The following is a 25,162-nucleotide window of genomic DNA, read 5'->3' on the forward strand; positions in this document are numbered from 1 at the left end:
GGCGCGGCGTGGGCGGCCCCGGCCGGGACGGCGGCCTGGGGGGCCGCGGGCGGCGCGGGCAGCGGCGCGCCCGGCGGGGGGACCGGGCCCGGCAGTCCGGGCGCCCCCGGGAAGAACGGCGTCGAGCCCGCCCCCGGGCGCGGTTCGGCGCCGTCCCCGGCGCGGCCCTTCTCGAGCTCGGTCATGATCGCTCCCACTGTTCGGCTGGACGACCCATGGTGTCGGAGAGACGGGCGGGACGTCACGCAGGCCCCCTCCCGCGGGCGCGTCCGCGGGCCCGCCCGCCGGCGCGCCCGCCCGCCGGCGCGCCCGCCCGTCCGCGGGAGGCATCCCGGCTACGTGCCGGCGCTCCGGTCTCTCTATGCTGCTGGTCAGGCCGTGAACAAAAGGAGACCGCCGCCTTGACCGCAGAGCCGGAGAAGCCCGTGGACCAGCAGGGGCGCGACGAGGCGTCCGGCTCGGGCGCCGCGGAGCACCAGTCCCGCCTCGAGGAGGAGAGGGGCGGCGCGGGCGTGCCCGACAACTTCCAGCGGCTGTGGACCCCGCACCGGATGGCCTACATCAAGGGCGAGAACAAGCCCACCGGCCCGGGGGCGGGGGAGGGCTGCCCGTTCTGCGAGATCCCGGCGATGACCGACGAGGAGGGCCTCGTCGTCGCGCGGGGCCGGTCGGTCTTCACCGTCCTCAACCTCTACCCGTACAACTCCGGGCACCTCATGGTCGTCCCGTACCGGCACGTCGCCGACTACGGCGACCTCGACGAGGCGGAGTACACCGAGCTCGCCGTCTTCACCCGCCGCTCGCTCGCCGCGCTGCGCAAGGCCAGCGGCGCGCAGGGGTTCAACGTCGGCATGAACCTCGGGCTGGTCGCCGGTGCCGGGATCGCCGCGCACCTGCACCAGCACGTGGTGCCGCGGTGGGGCGGCGACACCAACTTCATGCCGGTCGTCGGGCACACCCGGGTGCTGCCGCAGCTGCTGCGCGACACCCGGCAGATCCTCGCCGACGCCTGGCCGCAGGACTGACGGCCCCTTCGCGCGAGCGCGGGGGGAGCACGGCATGATGGACGCCATGACGCGACGCGAGCGGCCGGTGCTGGTCTACGACGGCGACTGCGGGTTCTGCACGGCCTCGGTGCGGTTCCTGGAGCGCCGTGTGCCCGTGGACGCCGAGGTCGTCGCGTTCCAGTTCGCCGACCTCGCCGCGCTCGGCACCACGTGGGAGCGGGCCGAGCACGAGGTGCTGTGGGTCGACCGGGCGGGACGCGTCAGCGGCGGGGCGGAGGCGATCGGACGGCTGCTGACGGCGGCCGGCGGCATCTGGCGCGTCCCGGGCGTCGCCATGCGGACGCCGCCGGTGAGCTGGCTCGCGCACGCCGTGTACCGGCTCGTCGCGAACAACCGGCAGCGGATGCCCGGCGGCACCGCCGCCTGCATGCTGCCCGCCGCGCAGCGCCCCGGCGCCCGGAGCTGACCGCCGCCGTCCGGCCCGCCGGGCTTCAGGCCGCCTCGGGCACGGCCACGTCGGCCGCGTCGGCCTTGTCCGCCCGGCCGCCGAGCGCCCGGCGGAGCCCCGAAGGGAGCCGTCCGGTGAGCCGCTCCAGCGGCAGGAACGCCGCCAGCCAGATCGCGTGCGGCAGGAAGTGGATGCTCATCAGCGCGTAGGTGACCGCGTGGAACCCCGCGAAGAACAGCACGAACAGGTACAGCGGCCGGCCGCGCAGGAACAGCAGCGCCGGTGAGCTCGCCTCCGCCAGGAACATGAACCACTGGCTCGCCTTCAGCAGCAGCGGGTAGCCGATGAGGCTGCGCCCGAACGCCGTCCCGCGCCGGCTCAGCGCCCACTGGACCGTCGCCCCGTTCGGCCACTCGGGGAACCCGCCGATCTTCACCTTCGCCCACATGGACAGGAAGTAGGCGGCCACCACCGAGATCTGGATCCCGCGCACCGCCCACGCGGACGCCTCGCACCCGTGCTCGTCGTCGATCCGGGCCCGTCCGACGCTCGGCAGGACGAACAGCGCCACCACGAGCGCCAGGTGGTCGTGGTCGACCTTCCCGTACGACATGCTGATCGTGACCCACCACAGGTACCCGCAGGCGCACACGTAGCCGGTCAGGCGCGGCAGGAACCGGCCCGTCGCCGCGGCGAGCCCGGACGCGAGCGTCACGGCCAGCAGCGCGTACATCGCGGCGGGCGTCGGCGCGGGCAGGTGCAGCAGCCGCCCGATCAGCACCGGCCGGTACAGGTCGGCGGGCAGCCGGGCGTGCGCCAGCGAGCTGCTGGTCAGCAGCAGCATGTCGAACGGCAGGAACGCGTACCCGAGGATCCGCAGCCACGCGACCCGGGCCCGCGGGACCGGCCCGAACCACCAGCGCCCCCACGGGCCGCGCGCGGCGGGCTCCGGCCCGGCGGGACGGACGGGCCGGGGCGCCTCCGGCGTCGCGGCGGCGGTCACCGCACGTCCCAGACGACGCGGTTGACGCGCCTGGTGGACACGACCTCGCCGTGCTGCAGCTTCTTGATCTCCTCTACGACGTAGATCCGGGTGAGCCGCGGGCCGCCGGGATGCAGCCGGTGCTGCCCCTCGGCGATGCCCTGCAGCAGCGACGGGTCGTGGACGATCCGGTCCATCTGCCCCTCGATCTCGGCGCGCTTCATGCCGGTCCCGACGGCGTCGCGGGACAGCTCGACGTGCCGGCCCTCGGCGGTGTCGGCCTCCAGCCAGAACGAGCCGATCGTCCCGCCGTCGTTCTTCACCGAGAACGCGAACTGCGTCATCGGCCCGATGGGGAAGTCGTCGTTGCTTCCGAACGCGCTGGTGAACAGCAGCGCGGCGACGAATGCCGCGCCGGTGAGCGATCGCCAGAACCGTGCGCGGGCGCTCAGGCGGAGGACGGGCGGTTTCACCGGGCAAGCCTAGAGCGCGGCCCGTCGCAGCTGCGACACGGTGACGAAGTCGAAACCGCGGCCGCGCAGCCCGCGGATCATCTCGGGCAGCCGCTCGATCGCGGTCCTGCGGCTCGCGGCGCCGACGTCGTGCGCGAGGACGATGGTGCCGGGCCGGACGTTGTCGACGACCGCGGCGACCATCTCGTCCGGCCGGCGGCCGAGCGCCCTGTCCTGCACCAGCAGCGACCACAGCACGAGTTCGTAGCCGTGCTGCGCGGCGACGTGCAGGGTGGTGCCGCCGAGCCGGCCCCACGGCGGCCGCAGCAGCGCCGGTGCGCGCCCGGTGACCTGCTCGATGGTCTGGTGCGTGCGGTGGATGGAGCGGTAGGCGTGCGCGAAGCTCATCCTGGACAGGTCGTCGTGCTTCCAGGTGTGGTTGCCGACCTCGTGCCGGCCGAGCCGGCCCGCGACGAGGCGGGCGTTGCGGGCGAGCCGGCTGCCGACCATGAAGAACGTCGCCGGCACCTTCGCCTCGTCGAGCGCGTCGAGCGCCTGCGGGGTCCAGCGCTCCATCGGCCCGTCGTCGAAGGTCAGCGCGACCAGCCGGCGGCGGGTGTGCACCGCCCACACGACGTCGACCTGCCGGTCGGGAGGCTGCCAGGAGTCGACGGACGCGGCGGACGCGGGGGTCGGCGGGTCCTCGCGGCGCCATGCCTGCTCGGTGGCGAACCCCGCGCCGCCGGCGAGCAGCCCGCCGGCCGCGAGGCCGAGGCCGCGGATGATGTTGCGGCGCCCGGGCCGGGCGGGCCGCCGGTCTTCCCCCGTGTCGTTCATGGCGCAGTAAGAATTTCACGCCGCGAACCGCCCGCCATCGCCCGAGATGCCGAAATCGGAGTCACCCTCAGGGATGAGGCCGCGCCGCCATCCGGACGACTCCGGAAGGATCAGCGAACGTGCCCCGGACGGTGCGGCCGCGAGGGCGGGCGGGGCGGGCGCCGGCCTGCGCCCGCCCCGCCCGCGGCGCGCTGCCGTGCGCTAGTCGTGCGCCGCCTCGGCCTTCGCGACCTTGTCCGCCAGATGCGAGGGAAGCGGCTCGTACCGCAGGAACGTCCGGTCGAACGTGCCGGTGCCCTGCGACATCGACCGCAGGTCGATCGCGTACCGGACGATCTCCAGCTGCGGCACCTCCGCCTTGATCATCGTCCGGCCGCCCGGCACCGCCTGCGAGCCGAGCACCCGGCCGCGCCGCGAGGTGAGGTCGGACATCACCGGCCCCACGTACTCGTCGGCGATCAGCACGCTCACCTCGTCCACCGGCTCCAGCAGCAGCACCGGCACCTGCCCGGCGGCGTCCTTCAGCGCGAGCGCGCCGGCGGCCTGGAAGGCCATGTCGGAGGAGTCCACCGAGTGCGCCTTGCCGTCGTACAGCGTGACCTTGACGTCGACCAGCGGGTATCCGGCGGACACGCCGCGCTCCATCTGCTGCCGGACGCCCTTCTCGACCGACGGGATGAACTGCCGCGGCACCACCCCGCCGACGATCTTGTCGACGAACTCGAAGCCCTCGCCGGACGGCAGCGGCTCCACCTCGATGTGGCAGATGCCGTACTGGCCGTGGCCGCCGCTCTGCTTGACGTGCCGGCCGAGCCCCTTGGCGGACCCGCCGAACGTCTCGCGCAGCGGCACCCGCAGCTCGACCCGCTCCACCTCGACGCCGTACCGGGCGCTGAGCCGGTCGATGAGGACGTCGGCGTGCGCCTCGCCCATGCACCACAGCACCAGCTGCCGCGTCTCGGCGTTGTTCTCCAGCCGCAGCGTCGGGTCCTCGGCGACCAGCCGGCCGAGCGCCTGGCCGAGCTTGTCCTCGTCGGCCTTGGACTTGGCGCGGATCGCCACGGGCAGCAGCGGGTCCGGCATCGTCCACGGCGCCATCACCATCGGCGACGACGGGTCGGACAGCGTGTCGCCGGTCTCGGCGCGCGAGAGCTTCGCGACCGCGCAGATGTCCCCGGCGCCGCACGAGGCGACCGTCCGCTGCGTCTTGCCGAGCGGGGAGGTGAGGGCGCCCACCCGTTCGTCGACGTCGTGGTCCTCGTGCCCGCGCTCCTGCATGCCGTGCCCGGACACGTGCACGGTGGTGTCGGGGCGCAGCGTCCCGGAGAACACCCGGACCAGCGAGATCCGCCCGACGTACGGGTCGGACGTGGTCTTGACCACCTCGGCGACCAGCGGCCCGTCGGGGTCGCAGCCGATCTCCCTCGGCGGCCCGCCCTCGACCGGCGTCACCGGGGGGATGCCGTGCTCGAGGGGCGAGGGGAACGCCTGGGTGACGACCTCCAGCAGCTCCAGCATCCCGACGACCGGCCCGGGGCGGTCGCCGTGCGGCACCGACGTGGCGAGCACCGGGTAGAAGCTGCCGCGCGCCACCGCGGTCTCCAGGTCCTCGATGAGCGCCTTGACGTCGATCTCCTCGCCGGACAGGTACCGGTCCATGAGGGTCTCGTCCTCGCTCTCCTGGATGATCCCCTCGATCAGCGACGCGCGCTGCTCGGAGATCTGCTCCAGGTACTCCGGGTCGGGCGCGCACTCGGTGCGCTCGCCGGTGGAGTAGTCCAGGCAGCGCTGCGTGAGCAGCCCGATCAGGCCCTTCAGCCCGTCGCCGTCCGCCGCCGGGAAGTACAGCGGGAGCACGCCCTCGCCGAAGGCGTCCTGGCAGCTCAGCACCACGTCGTCGAAGTCGCCGCGCTGCTGGTCGATCTTGGTGATGACGACCGCGCGGGGCATCCCGACCCGGGCGCACTCGTCCCAGATCATCCGGGTGAGGCCGTCGATCCCGTCCACCGCCGAGATCACGAACAGCGCCGCGTCGGCGGCGCGCAGCCCGGCCCGCAGGTCGCCGACGAAGTCGGCGTAGCCGGGGGTGTCGATGAGGTTGACCTTGATGTCGCCGTGCGTGAGCGGGGCGAGCGCGAGGTTGACCGAGCGCTGCTGGCGGACCTCGACGTCGTCGAAGTCGCTGACCGTGGTGCCCTCCTCGACCCGGCCGGCCCGCTGCAGCGTGCCCGCCGCCGTCAGCAGCGCCTCCACGAGCGTGGTCTTTCCCGCCCCCGAATGGCCGACCAGCGCGACGTTGCGCACCCTGTCGCACCCGCCGGCCTCCGGTGCCCTGCCGGGGGCTCCCGGGTGTCCTCCCTTGTCCGCCATGACTACCTCCTCGGACGGGCCTCCTCGCGGGGGCCCGCGTCGGCTGGGGCCCGGCCCGGAGGGGCCCGGCCCTGACGTCCGAGTGCGGCGTCCTCGTCCAACGTGCGTGACCGACGTCACACCCGTGTCAACACCCTTTCCCGTGAGCGGCGGGATCACAAGGGGTGAACGGCAAACAACGTGCTTCTGTCCGCCGCACGGGGCCGCAAACCCGGGCCTGACCGCGTCCGGTCGGCGGCGGCACTACGATCGGACGCGCCAACGGCGGCCCCTGGCCGATGCCGGCGGCCCTTCATCCGGCAGCACGAGAACGGACGGCGATGCTCAACAGAATCAGGCCCGCGCTGGGGCGCGTCCTGACGCCCATCGGACGGACGGTCGCGCGGACCGGGGTGTCGCCCAACGCCATCACGGTCATCGGCACCGCCGGCGTCGCCGCCGGCGCGCTCGTGCTGTTCCCGCGCGGGGAGTTCTTCTGGGGCACGATGGTGATCACCGCGTTCGTGCTGTTCGACATGCTCGACGGCGCGGTCGCCCGGGTCACCGGCAAGATCTCCAAGTTCGGCGCGTTCCTGGACTCCACCATGGACCGGGTCGCGGACGCGGCGATCTTCTCCGGGCTGATGATCGGGCTGTACCGGGACGGGCAGCACGGCCTCGCCGGCGTCGCCCTGTACTGCCTCGTCGCCGGGGTCGTCGTGTCCTACGCCAAGGCCCGCGCCGAGGGCCTCGGGTACACCTGCAACGTGGGCATCGCCGAGCGTGCCGAACGCCTGATCGTCGCCCTGGTCGCGGCCGGGTTCGACGGCCTCGGTGTGCCCTACGTCCTGGCAGTCGCGCTGTGGGCGCTGGCGGTGCTCAGCACCGTCACCGTCGGGCAGCGGTTCGCGACGGTGTACGCCCAGGCGAAGGACGACCCCGCGCCGAAGCCCGCCGCGTCCGCGCCCGCCTCGGGGCCGGCCTCCGGGCCCGGCGCGTCCGCCGCCGGGAACGAAGAGGACGAGGAGAACGGCGAGAAGGCGCACGCGAAGGCGGGCCCGCCGCCGCGCCGGTGACCCCGCCGCGCGGTGACCGGCCGCGCCGAACGCCGTACCCGTGACCGGGCCGCGCCGCCGACCGGGCGGCGCCCGGCCCAGGAGGGAGCCGTGCCCGTGACCGCGCCCGCAGGCGGCTCCGCGCCCGCGTCGCTGCGCGACGAGGTGATGGACGCCGCCTACGCGCTCGGCTGGACGGTCGTCCGCAAGATGCCCGAGGGCGCCGCCCGGCTGGTGTTCACCGCGGTCGCCGACCGCGCCTGGCAGGCCAACGGCGGCGGCGTCCGGCAGCTCGAGCGCAACCTGTGCCGCGTCCTCGGCAAGGACGCCGTGGACGACGAGGTCCGCGTGCTCAGCAAGCGCGTGCTGCGCTCCTACGCCCGCTACTGGCTCGAGGTGTTCCGGCTGCCGGAGTACGGCCGGGACCGGATCGTCGGCCGGATGCGGGTCACCGGCGAGAAGAAGATCTTCTCGAACCTGGAGGCCGGCCGCGGCGTGATCCTTGCGCTGCCGCACATGGGCAACTACGAGCACGCCGGCGCCTGGCTCGCCGCCCGCGGGCACCCGTTCACCACCGTCGCCGAGCGGCTCAGGCCCGAGTCGCTGTTCGACCGGTTCGTGGAGTTCCGCGAGAGCCTCGGCATGGAGGTCCTCGCGCACACCGGCGCGTCGGCGTTCGGCCGGATGGCGCAGCGGCTGCGCGCCGGGCGGCCCGTCTGCCTGGTCGTCGACCGCGACCTCACCGCGAGCGGCGTCGACGTGGAGTTCTTCGGCGCCACCGCGCGGATGCCCGCCGTTTCCGCGGCGCTGGCGCTGCAGACGGGCGCAGCCCTCATTCCCGTGACACTCTGGTACGAGGGGAAGTACTGGGCGGCGCGCGTCCACGGAGAGGTCCCGGTCCCGGACGAGGGCGCCAGGCGGGAGAAGATCCAGACCATGACGCAGGAGATCGCGCGGGTCTTCGAGGCGGGCATCGCCGCCCATCCGGAGGACTGGCACATGCTGCAGAAGGTTTGGGTGGACGACCTGGACCCGGCCGGGCCGGGCGGGGCGTCCCGGTGAACGTCGGCATCGTCTGCCCCTACACCTGGAACGTCCCGGGCGGCGTCCAGCAGCACATCCGCGACCTCGCCGAGGCGCTGATCGCGCTCGGGCACCGGGTGTCGGTGATCACGCCCGCCGACGACGACGCCGACCTGCCGCCCTACGCCGTGCCGGCGGGGCGCGCCGTCCCCGTCCCCTACAACGGGTCGGTGGCGCGGCTGGCGTTCGGGTTCCTGTCGTCGGCGCGGGTGCGCCGGTGGATCAACGAGGGCGGCTTCGACGTCCTGCACGTCCACGAGCCCGCCGCGCCGTCGCTCGGCCTGCTGGCCTGCTGGGCGGCGGACGGGCCGATCGTCGGCACCTTCCACGCCTCCTACCAGCGGTCCCGCGCGCTGTCGGTGACCGCGCCGATCCTGCGCAGCGCGCTGGAGAAGATCAACGGCCGGATCGCGGTGTCGGAGGCGGCCCGCACCAGCCTGGTCGAGCACCTCGGCGGCGACGCGGTGCTGATCCCGAACGGGGTCGCCACCGAGCGGTACGCGATGGCCGCCCCGCTGCCGGGCTGGCGCGGGCGCGCCGGCGGGCCGGGCGGCGGCGAGGCGCTCGGCTTCCTCGGCCGGATGGACGAGCCGCGCAAGGGCCTGCCGGTGCTGCTGCGCGCGTTCGAGATCCTCGGCCGCCGCCGCCCGGGGCTGCGGCTGCTGCTCGCCGGGCCCGGCGACGCCGGCGACGTGGCCGCCCGCGTCACCCCGGAGCTGCGCGACCGGGTGGCCGTGCTCGGCATGGTGAGCGAGGAGGACAAGATCCGGGTCTACCACTCGGTGGACGCGTTCGTCGCGCCGAACCTCGGCGGCGAGAGCTTCGGCATCGTGCTCGCCGAGGCGATGTCGGCGGGCGCGCCGATCCTCGCCAGCGACATCGAGGCGTTCGACCGGGTGCTGCTCGGCGGCCGCGCGGGGGCGCTGTTCCCGGCGGGCGACCACGAGGCGCTCGCCGCCGCGGCCGCCGCGCTGCTGGACGACCCGGCCCGGCGCAAGCAGTTGTCCGCGGAGGCCCGCGCCGCCGTCCGCGCCTACGACTGGTCGTCGGTGGCCCGCGACGTGCTGCGGGTCTACGAGACGGTCGCGTACGCGGGCGCCGGCGTCGTCGAGTCCGGCGCCGGCGCCTGAGGGACGGCCCGATGCTCTACCACTGGATCATCGACGTGCTGTTCTGGGTCGCCGTCGTGTTCCTCGTCGGGGTGTACGTGTCGTGGCGCGCCACCCGGCTGGACCGGCTGCACGTCCGCGTCGAGACAGCCCGCGCCGCGCTGGACGCCGCGCTGGTGCGGCGGGCCGCCGCGGCGCTGGAGCTCGCGGCGTCCCGGCTGCTGGACCCGGCCGCGAGCCTGGTGCTGGCGACCGCCGCCCACGAGGCCCGGACCGCCGACGCCGACAACCGCGAGTTCGCCGAGAGCGATCTCTCGCGCGCGCTGCGCGCCGTGGCCGACCAGCCGGACTTCGCCGGCACGGTCGCGGGGGAGGGCGGCGATGGCGCCGACGTGCTGGAGGAGCTGTCCTCGTCGGCGGCGAAGGTCGCTTACGCGCGCCGCTTCTACAACGACGCCGTCGCGCAGGCGCGCGCCGCGCGCCGCAAGCCGCTGATCCGCGTCCTGCCGCTGGCCGGCCGCGCGGCGCTGCCGGACTTCTTCGAGATCGACGACGACCCGCCGGGCGTCTGACACCACCCGCGGCCCGGCCCGCCGCACCGCCGAATTGATCGCGTCGGCACCCCCGAGTTGATCGCTCCGGGCCCGTCGCCGCGTACAGCGGACCGGGCGAACGCATCGATTCCGTTCGCTACCCTCGGGCAGATCGCCGCAAAGGGAGGGTTATGCGACACGCGTGGCACAGGACGGCACGGGGCCGGGCGGTCGTCGGGCTCGGCGCCGCCGTGCTCGGCGCGGCCCTCGGGGCCTGTTCCGGCTCGCACGGTGCCGGCACCGCGGCACCGCCGAGCGCGCACGGCGGCGCGTCCTCCGGCGCCCCCTCCGGGACCCCCGCGCCGGCGACGCACCCGTTCACCGGCGGCACCACGGGGCTGCACAACCCCGTCCTCGCCGTGAAGATCGAGAACACGAGGCCCGCGCTGCCGCAGGCGGGGGTGCCGGCCGCCGACATCGTCTACGTCGAGCAGGTGGAGGGCGGCGAGACCCGGCTGATGGCGGTCTACTCGTCCAAGCTGCCGAAGCGGGTCGGGCCGGTCCGCAGCGCCCGCATCTCCGACCTGCACATCCTCCCGCAGTTCGGGCATCCCGCCTTCGCCTTCTCCGGCGTGCAGAGCAAGATGAAGAAGTACATCCGCGAGGCGCCGGTGTACGACATCTCCCAGGAGAACGCCGGATCCGCCTACTCCCGCTCCAGCGCCCGGCAGATCCCCTATAACCTCTACGGCGACCCGAAGGCGCTGCTCAAGCACGCGCCCAAGGCGTCCGCGCCGCGCGACATCGGCTTCCGCTTCGGCCCCGCGCCCGAGGGCGGCAGGCCGACCGCCTCGTTCACCGCGAAATGGCCGGCGGCGACGATGGGCTTCACCTGGTCGGCCAAGCAGAAGCGGTGGCTCGCCAGCTGGGGCGGCAAGCCCGATGTCGCGGCCGAAGGCGGACGGCTCGGCGGCGCGACGATCGTCGTCCAGTACGCCAGGACGACCCGGTCCAAGTTCCACGACTTCCTCGGCAGCTACACCCCGCTGATCCAGACGACCGGCACCGGCCGCGCCACCGTGCTGCGCGACGGCAAGGCCTACGACGCCGAGTGGTCGCGCCCCTCGGAGACCTCCGGCACCACCTACACCACCGCCGGCGGCAAGCCGATGACGTTCGCGCGCGGACAGGTCTGGGTGGTCCTGGTGAACGACGGCAAGCCCCACATTCCATAGCGCCGCGGGCGGCCGGTCAACGGCCAATTCCCGCCCATTGGCCTGCCCCCGCGGCGGCGTCGAAAGGCCCCGCTAGCAGGCAATATCATGGAGGCGAACTGTCGTCCGCGCACGTGAGGAATGCCCGTGTCCACTTTGAATTCCGCCCCGGAGAACGCGCCCGAGACCGGCACCGCCCGCGTCAAGCGCGGCATGGCGGAGATGCTCAAGGGCGGCGTGATCATGGACGTCGTCACCCCCGAGCAGGCGAAGATCGCCGAGGACGCCGGTGCCGTCGCGGTGATGGCCCTGGAGCGGGTGCCCGCCGACATCCGCGCCGAGGGCGGCATCTCCCGGATGAGCGACCCCGACATGATCGACGGCATCATCGGCGCGGTGTCGATCCCGGTCATGGCCAAGGCCCGCATCGGCCACTTCGTCGAGGCGCAGGTCCTGCAGGCCCTCGGCGTCGACTACGTCGACGAGTCCGAGGTGCTCACCCCGGCCGACTACGAGAACCACATCGACAAGTGGGCGTTCACCGTCCCGTTCGTGTGCGGCGCCACCAACCTCGGCGAGGCGCTGCGCCGCATCACCGAGGGCGCGGCCATGATCCGCTCCAAGGGCGAGGCCGGCACGGGCGACGTGTCGAACGCCACCACCCACATGCGGCAGATCCGGCAGGAGATCCGCCGCCTGCAGTCGCTGCCCGAGGACGAGCTGTACGTCGCCGCCAAGGAGCTCCAGGCGCCCTACGAGCTGGTCAAGGAGGTCGCGCAGGCCGGCAAGCTGCCCGTTGTGCTGTTCACCGCCGGCGGCATCGCCACCCCCGCGGACGCCGCGATGATGATGCAGCTCGGCGCCGAGGGCGTGTTCGTCGGCTCCGGGATCTTCAAGTCCGGCAACCCGGCCCAGCGCGCCGAGGCGATCGTCAAGGCCACCACCTTCCACGACGACCCCGGCGTGATCGCCAAGGTGTCCCGCGGCCTCGGCGACGCCATGGTCGGCATCAACGTCGCCTCCCTGGGCGAGGACCAGAAGTTCGCCCACCGCGGCTGGTGAACCCCGGCGGCGCCCGCACCGCGCCGCCCGCCCGGCCCGATGACCGGGTGGTCAGGCGGGTGGGCCCCTCCCCGGCGCGGCGCCGGAGCCATTACGCTTGCGGCGCGGCCGGTGAGGGGCCGGGTCGCCGGGGCGGGCCCCCCGGAGACCGGGCGTCCCTGCGCGGTGCCCGGCCGCGGGAGGGGAGAGCATGGCTTGGTCCGTCGCGCTGGCGTGCGCGAGCGCGGGTGAACCCACCGAGGTGTTCCGGCCGGGCCTCGTGCCCGACCCCGCCGAGGCCGCGCGGATCGCGCGCGGCCTCTACCCGGCGGCCACCCTCACCGAGACCGGCGACACCGTCCTGGACTTCGCGCTCTGGCCGTACGAGGACGAGCTGTTCGTCGGCGCGTTCGAGCGCGCACTGCTGCTGTGCGACCGGCGGCTGTTCTGCCTGGACGACGACGCCCGCCGGATCGCCGACACCGCGGCCGCCGCGCTGCCCGGCGCGTCCTGCGGCGTGCTGGTCCTGCACACGGTCATCCGCGGCTGCTGGTTCCGCTGGTACACCGGCGGCGAGCTGCTCCGCGACGTGTTCGTCACCGCGGAGGACGGCGTCGTCGTCGACCAGGGCGAGCGGCTCCCCGCCGAGCGGCCGTTCTGGCGGGCCATCGACGCGGGCGCCCCGGACGTCCCGCTCCCGTTCGACCACGAGGAGTTCGGGCTCGCGCTCGCCGCGGCCCACATGTTCGGGCGCGGCATCGCCGACCGCGGCAAGGACGGCTTCCTGCCGCTGGAGCTCCCGCTCCGCCGCTTCAAGCACGCGTAGTTCCCGCAGGCCCGGCCCGGGCCCTCGCCTGGCGGCTCGGACCCCGACCGGCGGCACCTCGGGGAAGAGCCCCTGCGTCCCGCCGCGTTGTAAGGGATGTCCACGGTTCCGCCCATACGCGCTATCCCCGAGAGGTTCAGCCACGTGACTTCCGCCGTACCGACGATCGGCGTCCTCGCCCTCCAGGGCGACGTGCGCGAGCACGCCCGTGCCCTCGAGCAGGCCGGCGCGCGCACCCTGAACGTGCGGCGCGCCGAGGAGCTCGACCAGGTGGACGGGCTCGTCCTGCCGGGCGGGGAGTCCACCACCATGTGGCGGCTGGCGCGCGCGTTCGAGCTGCTGGAGCCGCTGCGCAAGCGGATCGAGGCGGGGCTGCCCGCCTACGGCTCCTGCGCCGGCATGATCATGCTCGCGGACCGGATCCGGGACGGCGTCGCGGGCCAGGAGACCGTCGGCGGCATCGACATGACCGTGCGGCGCAACGCGTTCGGCCGGCAGGTCGACTCGTTCGAGTCGAACGTCCCGCTGACCGGTATGGGGGACACGCCGTACCACGCCGTTTTCATCCGCGCACCCTGGGTGGAGTCCGTCGGCGACGCCGTCGAGGTCCTCGGACGCGCCGAGAGCGGCCCGAACGCCGGTAGGATCGTCGCCGTCCGCCAGGGTCGCCTCATGGCGACCTCCTTCCACCCGGAGCTGACGGGCGACTTCCGCGTGCACCACTACTTCGCCGATCTGGTGCGCCGGGCGATGCGCAAGGAGGATTGACTGAATGTCCGGCCATTCCAAATGGGCGACGACCAAGCACAAGAAGGCGGCCCTCGACGCCAAGCGGGGCAAGCTCTTCGCCAAGCTGATCAAGAACATCGAGGTGGCGGCCCGCACGGGCGGCGGCGACCCCGACGCCAACCCCACCCTCTACGACGCCATCTACAAGGCGAAGAAGAACTCCGTCCCCAACGACAACATCGAGCGCGCGCGCAAGCGCGGCGCCGGCGAGGAGGCCGGAGGCGCCGACTGGCAGAACATCACCTACGAGGGCTACGCCCCGGGCGGTGTCGCCGTGCTGATCGAGTGCCTGACCGACAACCGCAACCGCGCCGCCTCCGAGGTCCGGGTGGCCCTCACCCGCAACGGCGGCTCCCTCGCCGACCCCGGCTCGGTGTCGTACATGTTCAACCGCAAGGGCGTCGTGATCGTCCCGAAGGCGGGCACCAGCGAGGACGACGTGATGATGGCCGTCCTCGACGCCGGCGCGGAGGAGGTCAACGAGCTCGACGAGGAGAACTTCGAGGTCGTCAGCGAGGCCGGCGACCTCGTCGCGGTCCGCACCGCGCTGGTCGAGGCCGGGATCGACTACGAGTCGGCCGAGAGCAAGTTCCTGCCGAGCGTGACCGTCCCGCTCGACGAGGACAACGCCAAGAAGGTCTTCCGGCTGCTGGACGCCCTCGAGGACTCCGACGACGTCCAGGACGTCTACGCCAACTTCGACGTCTCCGACGAGGTCATGGAGAAGATCGACGCCTGAGCCGCGCCGCGTGCCGTGAACGCCGCCGCCGCCCACGAGGGCGCGGCGGCGTTCGGCGCTCCGGGGCGCCCGCGCGATGGTCTACGGTCGGGATCATGGAGATCCGCGCGCTCGCCCCCGAGGAGATGGAAGCCACCCGCGACATCCGCGCCCGTGCCTTCGGGCCGCTGACGGACGCGGAGTGGGAGGGCACGCTGCGCCGCACCGCGCCGGTGCTGGCGGCGGGACGGCAGTTCGCGGGTTTCGACGGCGACCGGATCGTGGCGACCGGCCGCATCCACGACATGATCCAGTGGTGGCACGGGCGGGCGGTCTCCATGGGCGGCATCGGCGGGATCACGGTCGCGCCCGAGGAGCGCGGGCGCGGGCTCGGACGCCGCCTCATGACCGAGATGCTCGAGCGCTGCGCCGGGTTCGGGCACGCCGTGTCGATGCTGTACCCGGCGACGACGCGGATCTACCGGTCGCTCGGCTGGGAGCACGCCGGCGCCCAGCACGAGATCGAGCTCCCGGCGGAGGCGCTGCGCGGCATCGCCGCCGAGCGGGTGCCGGTCCGCCGCGCCGGGCCCGGGGACGCGGCGGAGGTCGCGGCGGTGATCGGCCGCGTCCACGCATCGGCCCGCGACTGCGGGCCCATCGGCTGGCACGGGTCGATGTGGCCGGGCTTCCTCGACGACCGCGACGGGTACTGCTACCTGGCCGAGGACGGGTTCCTCGCCTATCGCTGGGCCGAGGGGAACACGGCGCTGGAGGTCGTCCGGGCGGTGGCGGCCTCCGAGCGGACGCTGCGCGCGCTCTGGGCCATCGTGGGCTCCGGCTCCTCGACGGCCTCGACGGTGAAGGCCTGCGTCTCGCCCATGGACCCGGTCCTGTGGCTGCCGGGCGAGCGCGAGAAGGAGTCCGTCGGCCGCAAGCAGTGGATGCTGCGGGTCGTGGACGCGCCCGCCGCGATCGAGGCGCGCGGCTACCCCGAGGGCGTCGCCGTCGCGGTCCCGCTGGAGATCGACGACCCGCAGCGGCCGGGGAACTCGGGCCACTGGCGGCTGGAGGTCAAGGACGGCGAGGGCCGGCTGGAACGCTCCGGCGAGGACGCCGCCGCCGTCCGCATGGGCGCGCGGGGCCTGTCCGCCCTCTACGCGGGCGTACCGGTCTCCACCCTGCGCCGCGTCGGCCTGCTCGCGGGCGGGGACGCGGGGGCGCTCTCCGCCGCGTTCGCGGCCACCCCGTACTCCCTCGACTACTTCTAGACCCCCTCGACGACCTTCTGGCGGGACACGCCCGCCGCACGCGAGCGATGTCATCCTGAGTTGGTAGCGTGTTCGGCCGAACAGATGATCGAAGGAGCGGCCGTGCGGGTGATGGGGGTGGACCCCGGGCTCACCCGGTGCGGGGTGGGGGTCGTCGAGGGCGCGCCCGGCAAACGGCTCCACCTGGTGCACGTGTCGGTGGTGCGGACCGACGCCGCCGAGGACCACGCCCTGCGGCTCCTCGGCGTCGAGCGGGGGATCGAGGCGCTGATGGACGAGCTGCGGCCGGACGCCGTCGCCGTCGAGCGGGTGTTCTCCCAGCACAACGTCCGCACCGTGATGGGCACCGCGCAGGCCGCCGGCATCGCGATGCTGGCCGCCGCCCGCCGCGGCCTGCCGGTCGCCCTGCACACCCCGAGCGAGGCCAAGGCCGCCGTCACCGGCAACGGCCGCGCCGACAAGGCGCAGGTGACGGCGATGGTCACCCGGCTGCTGAGCCTGGAGACCGCGCCGAGGCCCGCGGACGCGGCCGACGCGCTCGCCCTGGCGATCTGCCATGTGTGGCGCGGCAGCGCTCAGCGGCGGCTCGCGCGGGCGCAGGTCTCGCGGATCGAGCAGGCGGCGCGCGCCGAGCGCGAGCGCCTCGCCGCCCGCAACGGCACCGCCCCCGGCGGCCCGAGCAGAGGAGGAAGCGTCCAGTGATCGCCTTCGTCAGCGGCCGGGTGGCCGCCGCCGGGCCGGACGGCGCGGTGATCGACGTGCACGGCGTCGGCCTCGCCGTGCAGTGCACGCCCGCCACGCTCGCCGGGCTGCGGGTCGGCGACGAGGCGACGGTGCCGACCTCGCTGGTCGTCCGGGAGGACTCGCTGACCCTCTTCGGGTTCGCCGACGACGACGAGCGGACGGTGTTCGAGCTGCTGCAGACCGCCAGCGGCGTCGGCCCCCGCCTCGCCCTCGCGATGCTCGCCGTGCACACCCCGAACGCGCTGCGCCGCGCCGTCGCCACCGAGGATCTGACCGCGCTGACCAAGGTGCCGGGCATCGGGAAGAAGGGCGCCCAGCGGATCGTGCTGGAGCTGAAGGACCGGCTCGGCGGCCCGGTCGGCGACGGCGCCGCCGAGGTGCGCGCGCCCGCCGCGGCCGAGGCGTGGCGCGCGCAGGTCCAGATGGGCCTGATCAACCTGGGCTGGTCCGCCAAGGACGCCGACGCGGCCGTCGACGCCGTCGCCGCCGACCTCGACGGCGCCGAGGCGCCCCCGGTCGCGGCGCTGCTGAAGTCCGCGCTCAAGAAGCTCGCCAAGTGACGCACCCGGGCGGAGGCGAGGCGATGAGCGGCGAGGGCGAGCGGCTGGTCTCGGCGGACGCGGAGGGCGCCGAGGAGCAGGTGATCGAGGCGGCGCTACGGCCGAAGCGGCTCGACGACTTCGTCGGGCAGGAACGGGTCCGCGAGCAGCTGTCGCTGGTGCTGCGCGGGGCGCTGCGGCGCGGCCGCACGCCCGACCACGTGCTGCTGTCCGGCGGCCCGGGGCTCGGCAAGACGACCCTCGCCATGATCATCGCGGCGGAGCTGGGGCAGCCGCTGCGGATCTCCTCCGGCCCCGCGATCGAGCGCGCCGGGGACCTGGCGGCGGTGCTGTCCACCCTCGCCGAGGGCGAGGTGCTGTTCCTCGACGAGATCCACCGGCTGGCGCGGCCCGCCGAGGAGATGCTCTACATGGCGATGGAGGACTTCCGGGTCGACGTCGTCGTGGGCAAGGGGCCGGGCGCGACCGCGATCCCCCTCGACATCGCGCCGTTCACGCTCGTCGGCGCGACGACCCGGGCGGGCATGCTGCCGGGGCCGCTGCGCGACCGGTTCGGGTTCGTCGCGCACATGGACTTCTACGAGCCCGCCGAGCTGGAGGTGATCGTCCGGCGGTCGGCGCGGCTGCTGGACGTGGAGATCACCGACGACGGCGCCGCCGAGGTCGCCGGGCGCTCCCGGGGGACGCCCCGGATCGCCAACCGGCTGCTGCGCCGCGTCCGCGACTACGCCGAGGTCCGCGCGGACGGCGTGATCACCCGGGACCTGGCGCGGGCCGCGCTGAAACTCTACGAGGTGGACGAGCGCGGCCTGGACCGGCTCGACCGCGCCGTCCTCGCGTCCCTGCTGCGCAAGTTCGGCGGGGGGCCGGTGGGGCTGTCGACGCTGGCGGTGTCGGTGGGGGAGGAGCCCGAGACGGTGGAGGTCGTCGCCGAGCCGTTCCTCGTCCGGCAGGGGCTGCTGGCCCGCACGCCCCGCGGGCGCATCGCGACGCCCGCCGCGTGGGCGCATCTCGGCCTCGCCCAGCCGGCCGCGTCGCCGATGGCCGGTACGCTGTTCGAGGTGGACGACGGCGCCGAGCGGCCCGATTAGTGATCATGTTGTAACGGGATGGGAACTTCCCGGCGCCGCGGGTCGTCACGTCGTTGCCGGGGTCTCGCGTACTCTCTAGACTCCGGGACTTGGTTCCACCGTCTCCAGCCCGCGTTCCCCATGGGGTGGCCGATCCGGTCACAGGCTGGGCAAACCACATCGGAAGGATGCCCCAGTAATGGGCAGCGACATGATTTTGGCGGCTTCGTCCGGCGGCAGCGGGGGCTTCAACCTGCTGCTGCTGCTCGCCGTCCCCGTGGTGTTCTACTTCCTGCTCATCCGGCCGCAGAGCAAGCGGCGCAAGGAGCAGATGCAGATGCAGAGCGCCATGGAACCGGGTGCCCGGGTGCTGACCACCAGCGGCATCCGCGCCACCGTGGTCTCGGTCGACGACGACGGCCTCCTGCTGGAGATCGCGCCGGGCGTCGAGGTCCACTTCGTCAAGCAGGCCGTCATGCAGGTCCTCAAGGACGACGAGCCCGAGGAGCTGGACGACGAGGCCGACGACGACGAGCTCGAGGCGGACGAGGACGGCGAGCGCGTCGACCTGTCCAAGGACGAGCCGGCCGAGGTGGACCTGTCCAAGGACGCCGACGGCGCCGCGGACGCGGCGGGCCTCGGCGACGAGGACGAGGACGCGGAGTCCAAGCCCAAGGCGAAGGCCAAGGCCGGGGAGAAGCCCTCGGCCTGACGCGCCGCCGGCAACGACTCAAGGACGGGAAGAAAACGACCAGTGGCCTCGCCTAGCAACGTTCCCAAGCCCGGGCGCACGCTCTTCGCCCTCTTCGCGGTCATCGCGATCCTGGCCGGCGTCGCGCTCCTGCAGGGGCAGACCAAGCCGAAGCTCGGCCTGGACCTGGCGGGCGGGACGACCGTCACGCTCACCGCCAAGACCGAGAAGGGCAAGAACCCGCCGTCGGGCCTGATGGACCAGGCCGTCAAGATCATGACGCAGCGGGTCAACGGTCTGGGCGTGTCCGACGCCGAGGTCGCCAAGCAGGGCAGCAACAACATCGTGGTGAACGTGCCCGGCGAGGGGCAGAGCCGCGTCGTGGGGCTGATCGGCACGACCGCGAAGCTGCAGTTCCGGCAGGTGTTCGCCTACGCCGACGGCAAGCCCACGGCGGCCGGGGCGACGCCCTCCCCGTCGGCGACCCCGTCCGGCACGGCGAGCCCGTCGGGCAAGCCGACCACGAAGCCGTCGGGGTCGCCGTCCGCGTCCGCCACGCCGCGCAAGCGCGCGGTGTCGGACGCGCTGGCGGCGCCGACGCCGAAGCCGTCCGGCTCGGGCTCGCCGTCGCCGACGGCGTCCCCGTCGGCGTCGCCGTCCTCGCCGCTGGTGTCGCCGACGCCGTCCACCGGAACGCAGACCTACCCGGGCGTCACCGACAAGGCGGTCATCCAGCAGTTCGAGTCGCTGGACTGCTACAACGGCGACCGGCACGCGCCGGGCGCCAACGACCCCAAGCGCAAGTTCGTCGCGGCGTGCGCGCAGAAGGTCGAGGACGGCCAGGTCGGCAAGTACATCCTCGGCCCGGTCCGGGTGCTCGGCGAGAACGTCAAGAGCGCGACCGCGATGCCGCCGAACTCTCAGCAGGGCCAGGCGAGCTGGTCGGTGTCGCTGAAGTTCGACGGCAAGGGCGCCAAGCAGTTCGGCGACGTCACCACCGACGCGTCCAAGGCCTACCAGAGCGACTCGTCCTCGCCGCAGGCGCAGGTCGCGATCGTGCTCGACGGCCAGGTCGTGTCCGCGCCGCAGATCAACCAGGGCGCGATCACCGGCGGCAGCGCCAGCATCGACGGCCCCGCCGACAGCTTCACCCAGCAGTACGCGACCGACCTCGCCAACGTGCTGAAGTACGGGGCGCTGCCGCTGGAGTTCAAGCAGAGCTCCATCGACGAGGTGTCGTCCACGCTGGGCTCCGACCAGCTGACCGGCGGCCTGATCGCCGGCGCGATCGGCCTCGGCCTGGTCGTGGTCTACTGCATGCTCTACTACCGGGGTCTCGGCCTGGTAGCGGTGTCCAGCCTGATCGTCGCGTCCGTGATCACCTACGAGGCGGTGGTGATCCTCGGTGAGGGGATGGGCTTCCGGCTGTCGCTGCCGCACATCATCGGCCTGATCGTGTCGATCGGCATCACCGCCGACTCGTTCATCGTCTACTTCGAGCGGCTGCGCGACGAGCTGAGAGCGGGCCGCAGGCTGCGCTCGTCGGTGGAGAACGCCTGGAAGCGGGCGCGGCGCACGATCCTGGTCGCCGACGCCGTGACGTTCCTGGCCGCCGTGGTGCTGTACTTCCTCGCGGTCGGCGGCGTCGCCGGGTTCGCGTTCGCGATGGGCCTGACCACGCTGATCGACCTCGTGGTGGTGTTCTTCTTCACCAAGCCGATGGTGGCCCTGCTGTCGCGGACGAGGTTCTTCGGCCGCGGGCATCCGATGTCCGGGCTGGACGCCAAGCGGCTGCGCCGCACCACGCAGGACGCCTCCGGCGTCGCCGCCCGCAAGACGAGCCAGGAGGCCTGAGCCATGGGGCTGCGCGCGGTCATCTCCCGGATCTACCGGGGTGAGATCAGCGCCGACATCGTCGGCAAGCCGAAGATCTGGTACTCGCTGTCCGGGGCGCTGCTGATCCTGTCGCTCGCCGGGCTGCTGGTCCAGGGCCTCAACTTCGGCGTGGAGTTCAAGGGCGGCTCGGTCTTCACCTTCAAGGCGCCGAGCTCCTCGATCGAACAGGTGCGCGGTGCCGCGACCGACGGCGGCGCGCACGACCCGATCGTGCAGAAGGCCGGCGACGACTGGCGGGTCACCACCCAGAGCCTGTCCTCGGACCAGGTGACCCAGGTCAAGTCGGTCATCACCAAGGAGCTGAAGGTCCCGGCCAGCAAGGTCAGCACCCAGGTGGTCGGCGCCTCGTGGGGCGGCGAGATCCAGAAGAAGGCGTGGCAGGCGCTCATCGTCTTCATGATCCTCATCATCGGCTACCTGTCGGTGGCGTTCGAGTGGCGGATGGCGGTCGCCGCCGTCGTCGCCCTCGTGCACGACCTGATCATCACGGCGGGCGTGTACGCCTGGTCCGGGTTCGAGGTCACGCCCGCGACACTGCTGGGGTTCCTGACGATCCTCGGGTACTCGCTGTACGACGCGGTGGTCGTCTTCGACATGATCAAGGAGGTCACCAAGCCGCTCGGCCCGACCTCCAGGACGACCTACAGCGAGGCGGCGAACCAGGCGCTGAGCAGCACGCTGGTCCGGTCGCTGAACACCTCGCTGGTCGCGATCCTGCCGGTCGGAGCGATCCTGTTCATCGGCACCACGCTGTTCGGCGCGGGCACGCTGAAGGACCTGTCGCTCGCGTTGTTCGTCGGCATGATCATCGGTACGTACTCCTCGCTGTGCGTGGCGACGCCGCTGCTGGTGCAGCTCAAGGAGCGCGAGCCGAAGTACAAGCAGATCCGCGCGAACATCGCCCGCCGCGAGCAGAGCGCCAAGCGGCAGGCCAGGAGCGCGAAGGTCAAGGCCGCGACCGGGGCGTCCGGCGACGCGCCGCCGGCCGGCGAGCCCGGCGACGGCGCGCCGGACGACGACGGGTCCGGGACCCTGCCGTCCGGCGTGACCGTCCGGAAGGTCGTGCAGACGGGGCCGCGGCAGCAGCCGCGCCGCGGCACCCGCCAGCAGCGCCGCGGCGGCAAGTAGAGCGGGACGCGCCGTGCCCGCGCCGGTCACCCACCGTGGTGACGGGCGCGGGCACGGCGCGGTCATGAGCGGGATCACGTGGGATTCGTCACAGGGAGTGCAACGGTGGACCTCGGCAAGCTGATCCAGGAGCGGATCCGCGACGTGGACGACTACCCGAAGCCGGGCGTGCTGTTCAAGGACATCACCCCGCTGCTCGCCGACCACGTCGCCTTCGCCGGGGTCGTCGACGCGATCGTCAACCACCGCGGCCGCGGCACCGTCGACAAGATCGTCGGGATCGAGGCGCGCGGGTTCATCCTCGCCGCGCCGGTCGCCTACCACTTCGGCGCGGGGTTCGTCCCGGTGCGCAAAAAGGGGAAGCTGCCGTCGCGGACGCACGAGGAGACCTATGATCTCGAGTACGGGACCGAGACGATCGAGATCCACGTCGACGCCTTCGAGCCCGGCGACCGGGTGCTGATCGTCGACGACGTGCTGGCCACCGGCGGGACGGCCCGAGCCGCCGCCGAGTTGGTCCGCCGCGGCGGCGGCGAGGTCGTCGGCCTGTCGGTGCTGCTGGAGCTGTCCTTTCTGCAGGGGCGCGGCAGGCTGGGGAATCTGGACGTCCACTCGTTGGTTACGGTCTAGGACGAAATGCCCGGCGGATACACTGGTCATCAGGGTCCGCCGGGACGGGTGCGTTCCCGCCGGCGCGGAGACGGCGCCCGCGAGGGCTGAGGAGGCTGGGTGCGCGGTGAGGTGGCATCGACCGGAGCGGTGACCGACGCCGCCGTGGACGCCGCGGACGAGACCCGCCGGGAGCGGGACGCCGCGGAGCCCGCAGAGCGGACCGGTGCGCCCGCCGCCGCGCGGCGACGCCCCGCCGACGAGCCCGTCGGCCGCCCGCCCGCCACCGCGCAGGAACCCTCCGCCGCCCGACCGTCCTCGCCGCGGACGACCGCGCCGCATACGACCGCGGAGAAGCCGCAGGCCGCGACGGCCCCCGCCGAGGGGACCGCCGATGCGGCGGCCCGCCCCGTCCAGGGGCCGGCGACGCCGCCGGCGCCCGCCGCCCCGGGAGCCACCCCCTCCGATGCCCAGTCCAGGCCGACACCGGCCGCGATCCCACCGTCCGCCGCCCGGGTGCGCCGCAGGCTCGCCCGGCTGGGCGCCCAGCGGGGTCCCGCTATGAACCCGGTACTCGAACCTCTCATCAAGACCGTCCGCAACACCCACCCCAAGGCGGACCTGCGGCTGATCGAGCGCGCCTACGACGTCGCCGCGCACTACCACCGCGACCAGAAGCGCAAGAGCGGCGACCCGTACATCACGCACCCGCTCGCCGTCGCGACGATCCTCGCCGAGCTCGGCATGAACACCGAGACGCTGTGCGCGGCGCTGCTGCACGACACCGTCGAGGACACCGAGTACACCCTCGAGGAGCTGCGCGCCGACTTCGGCGACGAGATCGCCGCGCTCGTCGACGGCGTCACCAAGCTCGACAAGGTCAAGTACGGCGAGGCCGCCGAGGCCGAGACCGTCCGCAAGATGGTCGTCGCGATGTCCCGCGACATCCGCGTCCTGGTGATCAAGCTCGGCGACCGGCTGCACAACATGCGCACCCTGCGCTACATGCCGCGGCACAAGCAGGAGAAGAAGGCCCGCGAGACCCTGGAGGTGTTCGCGCCGCTCGCGCACCGCCTCGGGATGAACACGCTGAAGTGGGAGCTGGAGGACCTCGCGTTCGCCACGATGTACCCCAAGCGGTTCGATGAGATCGCCCGGCTGGTGTCCGAGCGCGCCCCGCGCCGCGACGTCTACCTGCAGGAAGTGATCGAGAACGTCTCCACCGACCTGCGCGAGGCCCGGATCAAGGCCACCGTGACCGGCCGGCCGAAGCACTACTACTCGATCTACCAGAAGATGATCGCGCGGGACGTCTCCTTCGACGACATCTACGACCTGGTCGGCATCCGGGTCCTCGTCGACAGCGTCCGCGACTGCTACGCCGCCCTCGGCTCGATCCACGCGCGGTGGAACCCGGTCCCCGGCCGGTTCAAGGACTACATCGCGATGCCGAAGTTCAACATGTACCAGTCGCTGCACACCACGGTGATCGGCCCCGAGGGCAAGCCCGTGGAGCTGCAGATCCGCACCTGGGGCATGCACCGGCGCGCGGAGTACGGTGTCGCCGCGCACTGGAAGTACAAGGAGGAGACGGTCGGCGGCCGCAAGGCCGGCGACATGCAGTGGCTCCGCCAGCTCCTCGACTGGCAGAAGGAGACCGCCGACCCGGCCGAGTTCCTGGAGTCGCTGCGCTTCGACCTGTCGGTCTCCGAGGTGTTCGTGTTCACCCCGAAGGGCGACGTCATCGCGCTGCCGCAGGGCGCGACCCCCGTCGACTTCGCGTACGCGATCCACACCGAGGTCGGGCACCGATGTATCGGCGCCCGCGTCAACGGCCGCCTCGTCCCCCTCGAGTCCACCCTCGACAACGGCGACACCGTCGAGGTGTTCACCTCCAAGTCGCCGGACGCCGGCCCGAGCCGCGACTGGCTCGGCTTCGTCAAGTCCGCCCGCGCCCGCAACAAGATCAAGCACTGGTTCTCCAAGGAGCGCCGCGACACCGCGATCGAGTCCGGCAAGGACTCCATCGCCCGCGCCATGCGCAAGCAGAACATGCCGCTGCAGCGGATGATGTCGGGAGAGGCGTTGCTGGCCCTCGCCCGCGACATGCGCTACACCGACGTGTCGTCGCTGTACGCGGCGGTCGGTGAGAGCCACGTGTCCGCGCAGACCGTCGTGCAGCGCCTCGTCGACGCGCTCGGCGGCGTGGAGAGCGCCGAGGAGGACCTCGCCGAGATCGCCCTGCCGACCCGCCGCAAGCGGGGCCGTCCGGCGGGCGACCCGGGCGTCGTCGTCGCCGACGACCCCGACGTGTGGGTCCGCCTGTCGCGCTGCTGCACGCCGGTGCCCGGCGACGACATCGTCGGCTTCGTCACCCGCGGCCACGGCGTGTCCGTCCACCGGGCCGACTGCGCCAACGTCGCCAGCCTGAAGGCGCAGCCCGACCGGCTGATCGACGTCAAGTGGTCCCCGGGCGAGGACTCGGTCTTCCTCGTCGCGATCCAGGTCGAGGCCCTCGACCGGCCCCGCCTGCTGTCGGACGTGACACGCGTGCTGTCCGACCAGCACGTCAACATCCTGTCGGCGTCGGTCACCACCACCCGCGACCGCGTCGCCGTCTCCCGCTTCACCTTCGAGATGGGCGACCCGAAGCACCTCGGGCACGTCCTCAAGGCCGTCCGCTCCATCGACGGCGTCTACGACGTCTACCGCGTCACCAGCGGCGCCACGCGCTGACCGACGGGAAGGGGGGC

At 73.2% G+C, this 25,162-nt stretch carries 25 protein-coding genes; 20 read left to right on the plus strand and 5 right to left on the minus strand.

All coding sequences use genetic code 11. From position 1 onward, the window contains the following. The coding region (locus F8568_RS39905; protein WP_202125899.1) for a hypothetical protein at positions 1-185 on the minus strand (185 nt) is incomplete at its 3' end. Positions 186-401: 216 nt separating this feature from the next. On the opposite strand from F8568_RS39905, the gene F8568_RS39910 reads away from it, so the two are divergent. Together F8568_RS39910 and F8568_RS39915 are read left to right on the plus strand one after the other, a co-directional pair. Next, entirely contained in the window at positions 402-1,025 is a 624-nt protein-coding gene (locus tag F8568_RS39910; protein WP_407924511.1) for an HIT family protein, read from the plus strand. A gap of 46 nt (positions 1,026-1,071) precedes the next feature. Next, positions 1,072-1,473 carry a thiol-disulfide oxidoreductase DCC family protein gene (locus tag F8568_RS39915; protein ID WP_202125900.1) on the plus strand — a complete coding sequence of 134 codons (402 nt, stop codon included), beginning with the start codon at positions 1,072-1,074 and terminating at the stop codon, positions 1,471-1,473. Positions 1,474-1,498: 25 nt separating this feature from the next. Here the strand turns inward: F8568_RS39915 and F8568_RS39920 are convergent, their stop codons facing one another. The 4 genes from F8568_RS39920 to F8568_RS39935 all read right to left on the minus strand — a co-directional run bounded on the left by F8568_RS39920 (position 1,499) and on the right by F8568_RS39935 (position 6,096). Next, on the minus strand, positions 1,499-2,458 hold the full coding sequence (locus tag F8568_RS39920) for a hypothetical protein (RefSeq protein WP_151598931.1): 960 nt from the start codon (positions 2,456-2,458) through the stop codon (positions 1,499-1,501). Next, positions 2,455-2,910, minus strand: coding sequence for a hypothetical protein (locus F8568_RS39925; RefSeq protein WP_151598933.1), 456 nt, complete (start codon positions 2,908-2,910; stop codon positions 2,455-2,457). The genes F8568_RS39920 and F8568_RS39925 overlap by 4 nt, the downstream gene beginning before the upstream one ends. A gap of 9 nt (positions 2,911-2,919) precedes the next feature. Further along, a complete protein-coding gene (locus F8568_RS39930) occupies positions 2,920-3,726 on the minus strand; it encodes a polysaccharide deacetylase family protein (protein ID WP_151598935.1) in 807 nt (268 codons plus the stop codon). Positions 3,727-3,927: 201 nt separating this feature from the next. Further along, on the minus strand, positions 3,928-6,096 hold the full coding sequence (locus tag F8568_RS39935) for an elongation factor G-like protein EF-G2 (RefSeq protein ID WP_151598937.1): 2,169 nt from the start codon (positions 6,094-6,096) through the stop codon (positions 3,928-3,930). 320 nt (positions 6,097-6,416) lie between these two features. On the opposite strand from F8568_RS39935, the gene pgsA reads away from it, so the two are divergent. The 18 genes from pgsA (at position 6,417) to F8568_RS40025 (ending at position 25,145) form a co-directional block, all read left to right on the plus strand. Then, positions 6,417-7,151: a phosphatidylinositol phosphate synthase gene (gene pgsA / locus F8568_RS39940; RefSeq protein WP_151598939.1), complete on the plus strand. Its 735-nt coding sequence runs from the start codon at positions 6,417-6,419 to the stop codon at positions 7,149-7,151. A 96-nt stretch (positions 7,152-7,247) separates the two neighbouring features. Further along, positions 7,248-8,192, plus strand: a complete 945-nt coding sequence (locus tag F8568_RS39945; RefSeq protein ID WP_328601235.1) for a phosphatidylinositol mannoside acyltransferase — start codon at positions 7,248-7,250, stop codon at positions 8,190-8,192. After that, entirely contained in the window at positions 8,189-9,343 is a 1,155-nt protein-coding gene (locus F8568_RS39950) for a glycosyltransferase family 4 protein (RefSeq protein ID WP_151598941.1), read from the plus strand. The genes F8568_RS39945 and F8568_RS39950 overlap by 4 nt, the downstream gene beginning before the upstream one ends. Positions 9,344-9,354: 11 nt before the next feature. Beyond that, positions 9,355-9,894, plus strand: a complete 540-nt coding sequence (locus tag F8568_RS39955) for a LemA family protein (RefSeq protein ID WP_151598942.1) — start codon at positions 9,355-9,357, stop codon at positions 9,892-9,894. A 152-nt stretch (positions 9,895-10,046) separates the two neighbouring features. Beyond that, positions 10,047-11,090, plus strand: a complete 1,044-nt coding sequence (locus F8568_RS39960) for a DUF3048 domain-containing protein (protein WP_151598944.1) — start codon at positions 10,047-10,049, stop codon at positions 11,088-11,090. A gap of 120 nt (positions 11,091-11,210) precedes the next feature. Beyond that, positions 11,211-12,131 (plus strand): pyridoxal 5'-phosphate synthase lyase subunit PdxS, encoded by a 921-nt coding sequence (gene pdxS / locus F8568_RS39965; RefSeq protein WP_151598946.1) that lies wholly within the window; start codon positions 11,211-11,213, stop codon positions 12,129-12,131. Positions 12,132-12,321: 190 nt separating this feature from the next. Beyond that, on the plus strand, positions 12,322-12,936 hold the full coding sequence (locus F8568_RS39970; RefSeq protein ID WP_151598948.1) for a DUF6928 family protein: 615 nt from the start codon (positions 12,322-12,324) through the stop codon (positions 12,934-12,936). Positions 12,937-13,080: 144 nt separating this feature from the next. Further along, positions 13,081-13,704 (plus strand): pyridoxal 5'-phosphate synthase glutaminase subunit PdxT, encoded by a 624-nt coding sequence (gene pdxT, locus F8568_RS39975; RefSeq protein WP_328601237.1) that lies wholly within the window; start codon positions 13,081-13,083, stop codon positions 13,702-13,704. A 4-nt stretch (positions 13,705-13,708) separates the two neighbouring features. After that, positions 13,709-14,464 carry a YebC/PmpR family DNA-binding transcriptional regulator gene (locus F8568_RS39980; protein WP_151598952.1) on the plus strand — a complete coding sequence of 252 codons (756 nt, stop codon included), beginning with the start codon at positions 13,709-13,711 and terminating at the stop codon, positions 14,462-14,464. Positions 14,465-14,559: 95 nt separating this feature from the next. Further along, positions 14,560-15,711 carry a GNAT family N-acetyltransferase gene (locus F8568_RS39985; protein WP_151598954.1) on the plus strand — a complete coding sequence of 384 codons (1,152 nt, stop codon included), beginning with the start codon at positions 14,560-14,562 and terminating at the stop codon, positions 15,709-15,711. Between the two features lie 102 nt (positions 15,712-15,813). Then, positions 15,814-16,413 carry a crossover junction endodeoxyribonuclease RuvC gene (gene ruvC / locus F8568_RS39990; protein WP_151598956.1) on the plus strand — a complete coding sequence of 200 codons (600 nt, stop codon included), beginning with the start codon at positions 15,814-15,816 and terminating at the stop codon, positions 16,411-16,413. Beyond that, the gene (ruvA, locus tag F8568_RS39995; protein WP_151598958.1) at positions 16,410-17,015 is read left to right on the plus strand and encodes a Holliday junction branch migration protein RuvA; all 606 of its coding nucleotides are present in this window, start codon (positions 16,410-16,412) and stop codon (positions 17,013-17,015) included. The genes ruvC and ruvA overlap by 4 nt, the downstream gene beginning before the upstream one ends. A 23-nt stretch (positions 17,016-17,038) precedes the next feature. Continuing rightward, positions 17,039-18,106, plus strand: a complete 1,068-nt coding sequence (gene ruvB / locus F8568_RS40000; RefSeq protein WP_151599042.1) for a Holliday junction branch migration DNA helicase RuvB — start codon at positions 17,039-17,041, stop codon at positions 18,104-18,106. Positions 18,107-18,284: 178 nt separating this feature from the next. Beyond that, a complete protein-coding gene (gene yajC / locus F8568_RS40005; protein WP_151598960.1) occupies positions 18,285-18,797 on the plus strand; it encodes a preprotein translocase subunit YajC in 513 nt (170 codons plus the stop codon). A gap of 42 nt (positions 18,798-18,839) precedes the next feature. Further along, positions 18,840-20,630: a protein translocase subunit SecD gene (gene secD / locus F8568_RS40010; RefSeq protein WP_151598962.1), complete on the plus strand. Its 1,791-nt coding sequence runs from the start codon at positions 18,840-18,842 to the stop codon at positions 20,628-20,630. A gap of 3 nt (positions 20,631-20,633) precedes the next feature. Next, positions 20,634-21,800 carry a protein translocase subunit SecF gene (secF, locus tag F8568_RS40015; protein WP_151598964.1) on the plus strand — a complete coding sequence of 389 codons (1,167 nt, stop codon included), beginning with the start codon at positions 20,634-20,636 and terminating at the stop codon, positions 21,798-21,800. A gap of 105 nt (positions 21,801-21,905) precedes the next feature. Then, positions 21,906-22,430, plus strand: coding sequence for an adenine phosphoribosyltransferase (locus F8568_RS40020; protein ID WP_151598966.1), 525 nt, complete (start codon positions 21,906-21,908; stop codon positions 22,428-22,430). A 540-nt stretch (positions 22,431-22,970) separates the two neighbouring features. Continuing rightward, positions 22,971-25,145, plus strand: a complete 2,175-nt coding sequence (locus F8568_RS40025) for a RelA/SpoT family protein (protein WP_151599044.1) — start codon at positions 22,971-22,973, stop codon at positions 25,143-25,145. Positions 25,146-25,162: the final 17 nt, after the last annotated feature.

Source organism: Actinomadura physcomitrii (assembly GCF_008923205.2).
In the GTDB taxonomy this organism is placed as follows: domain Bacteria; phylum Actinomycetota; class Actinomycetes; order Streptosporangiales; family Streptosporangiaceae; genus Spirillospora; species Spirillospora physcomitrii.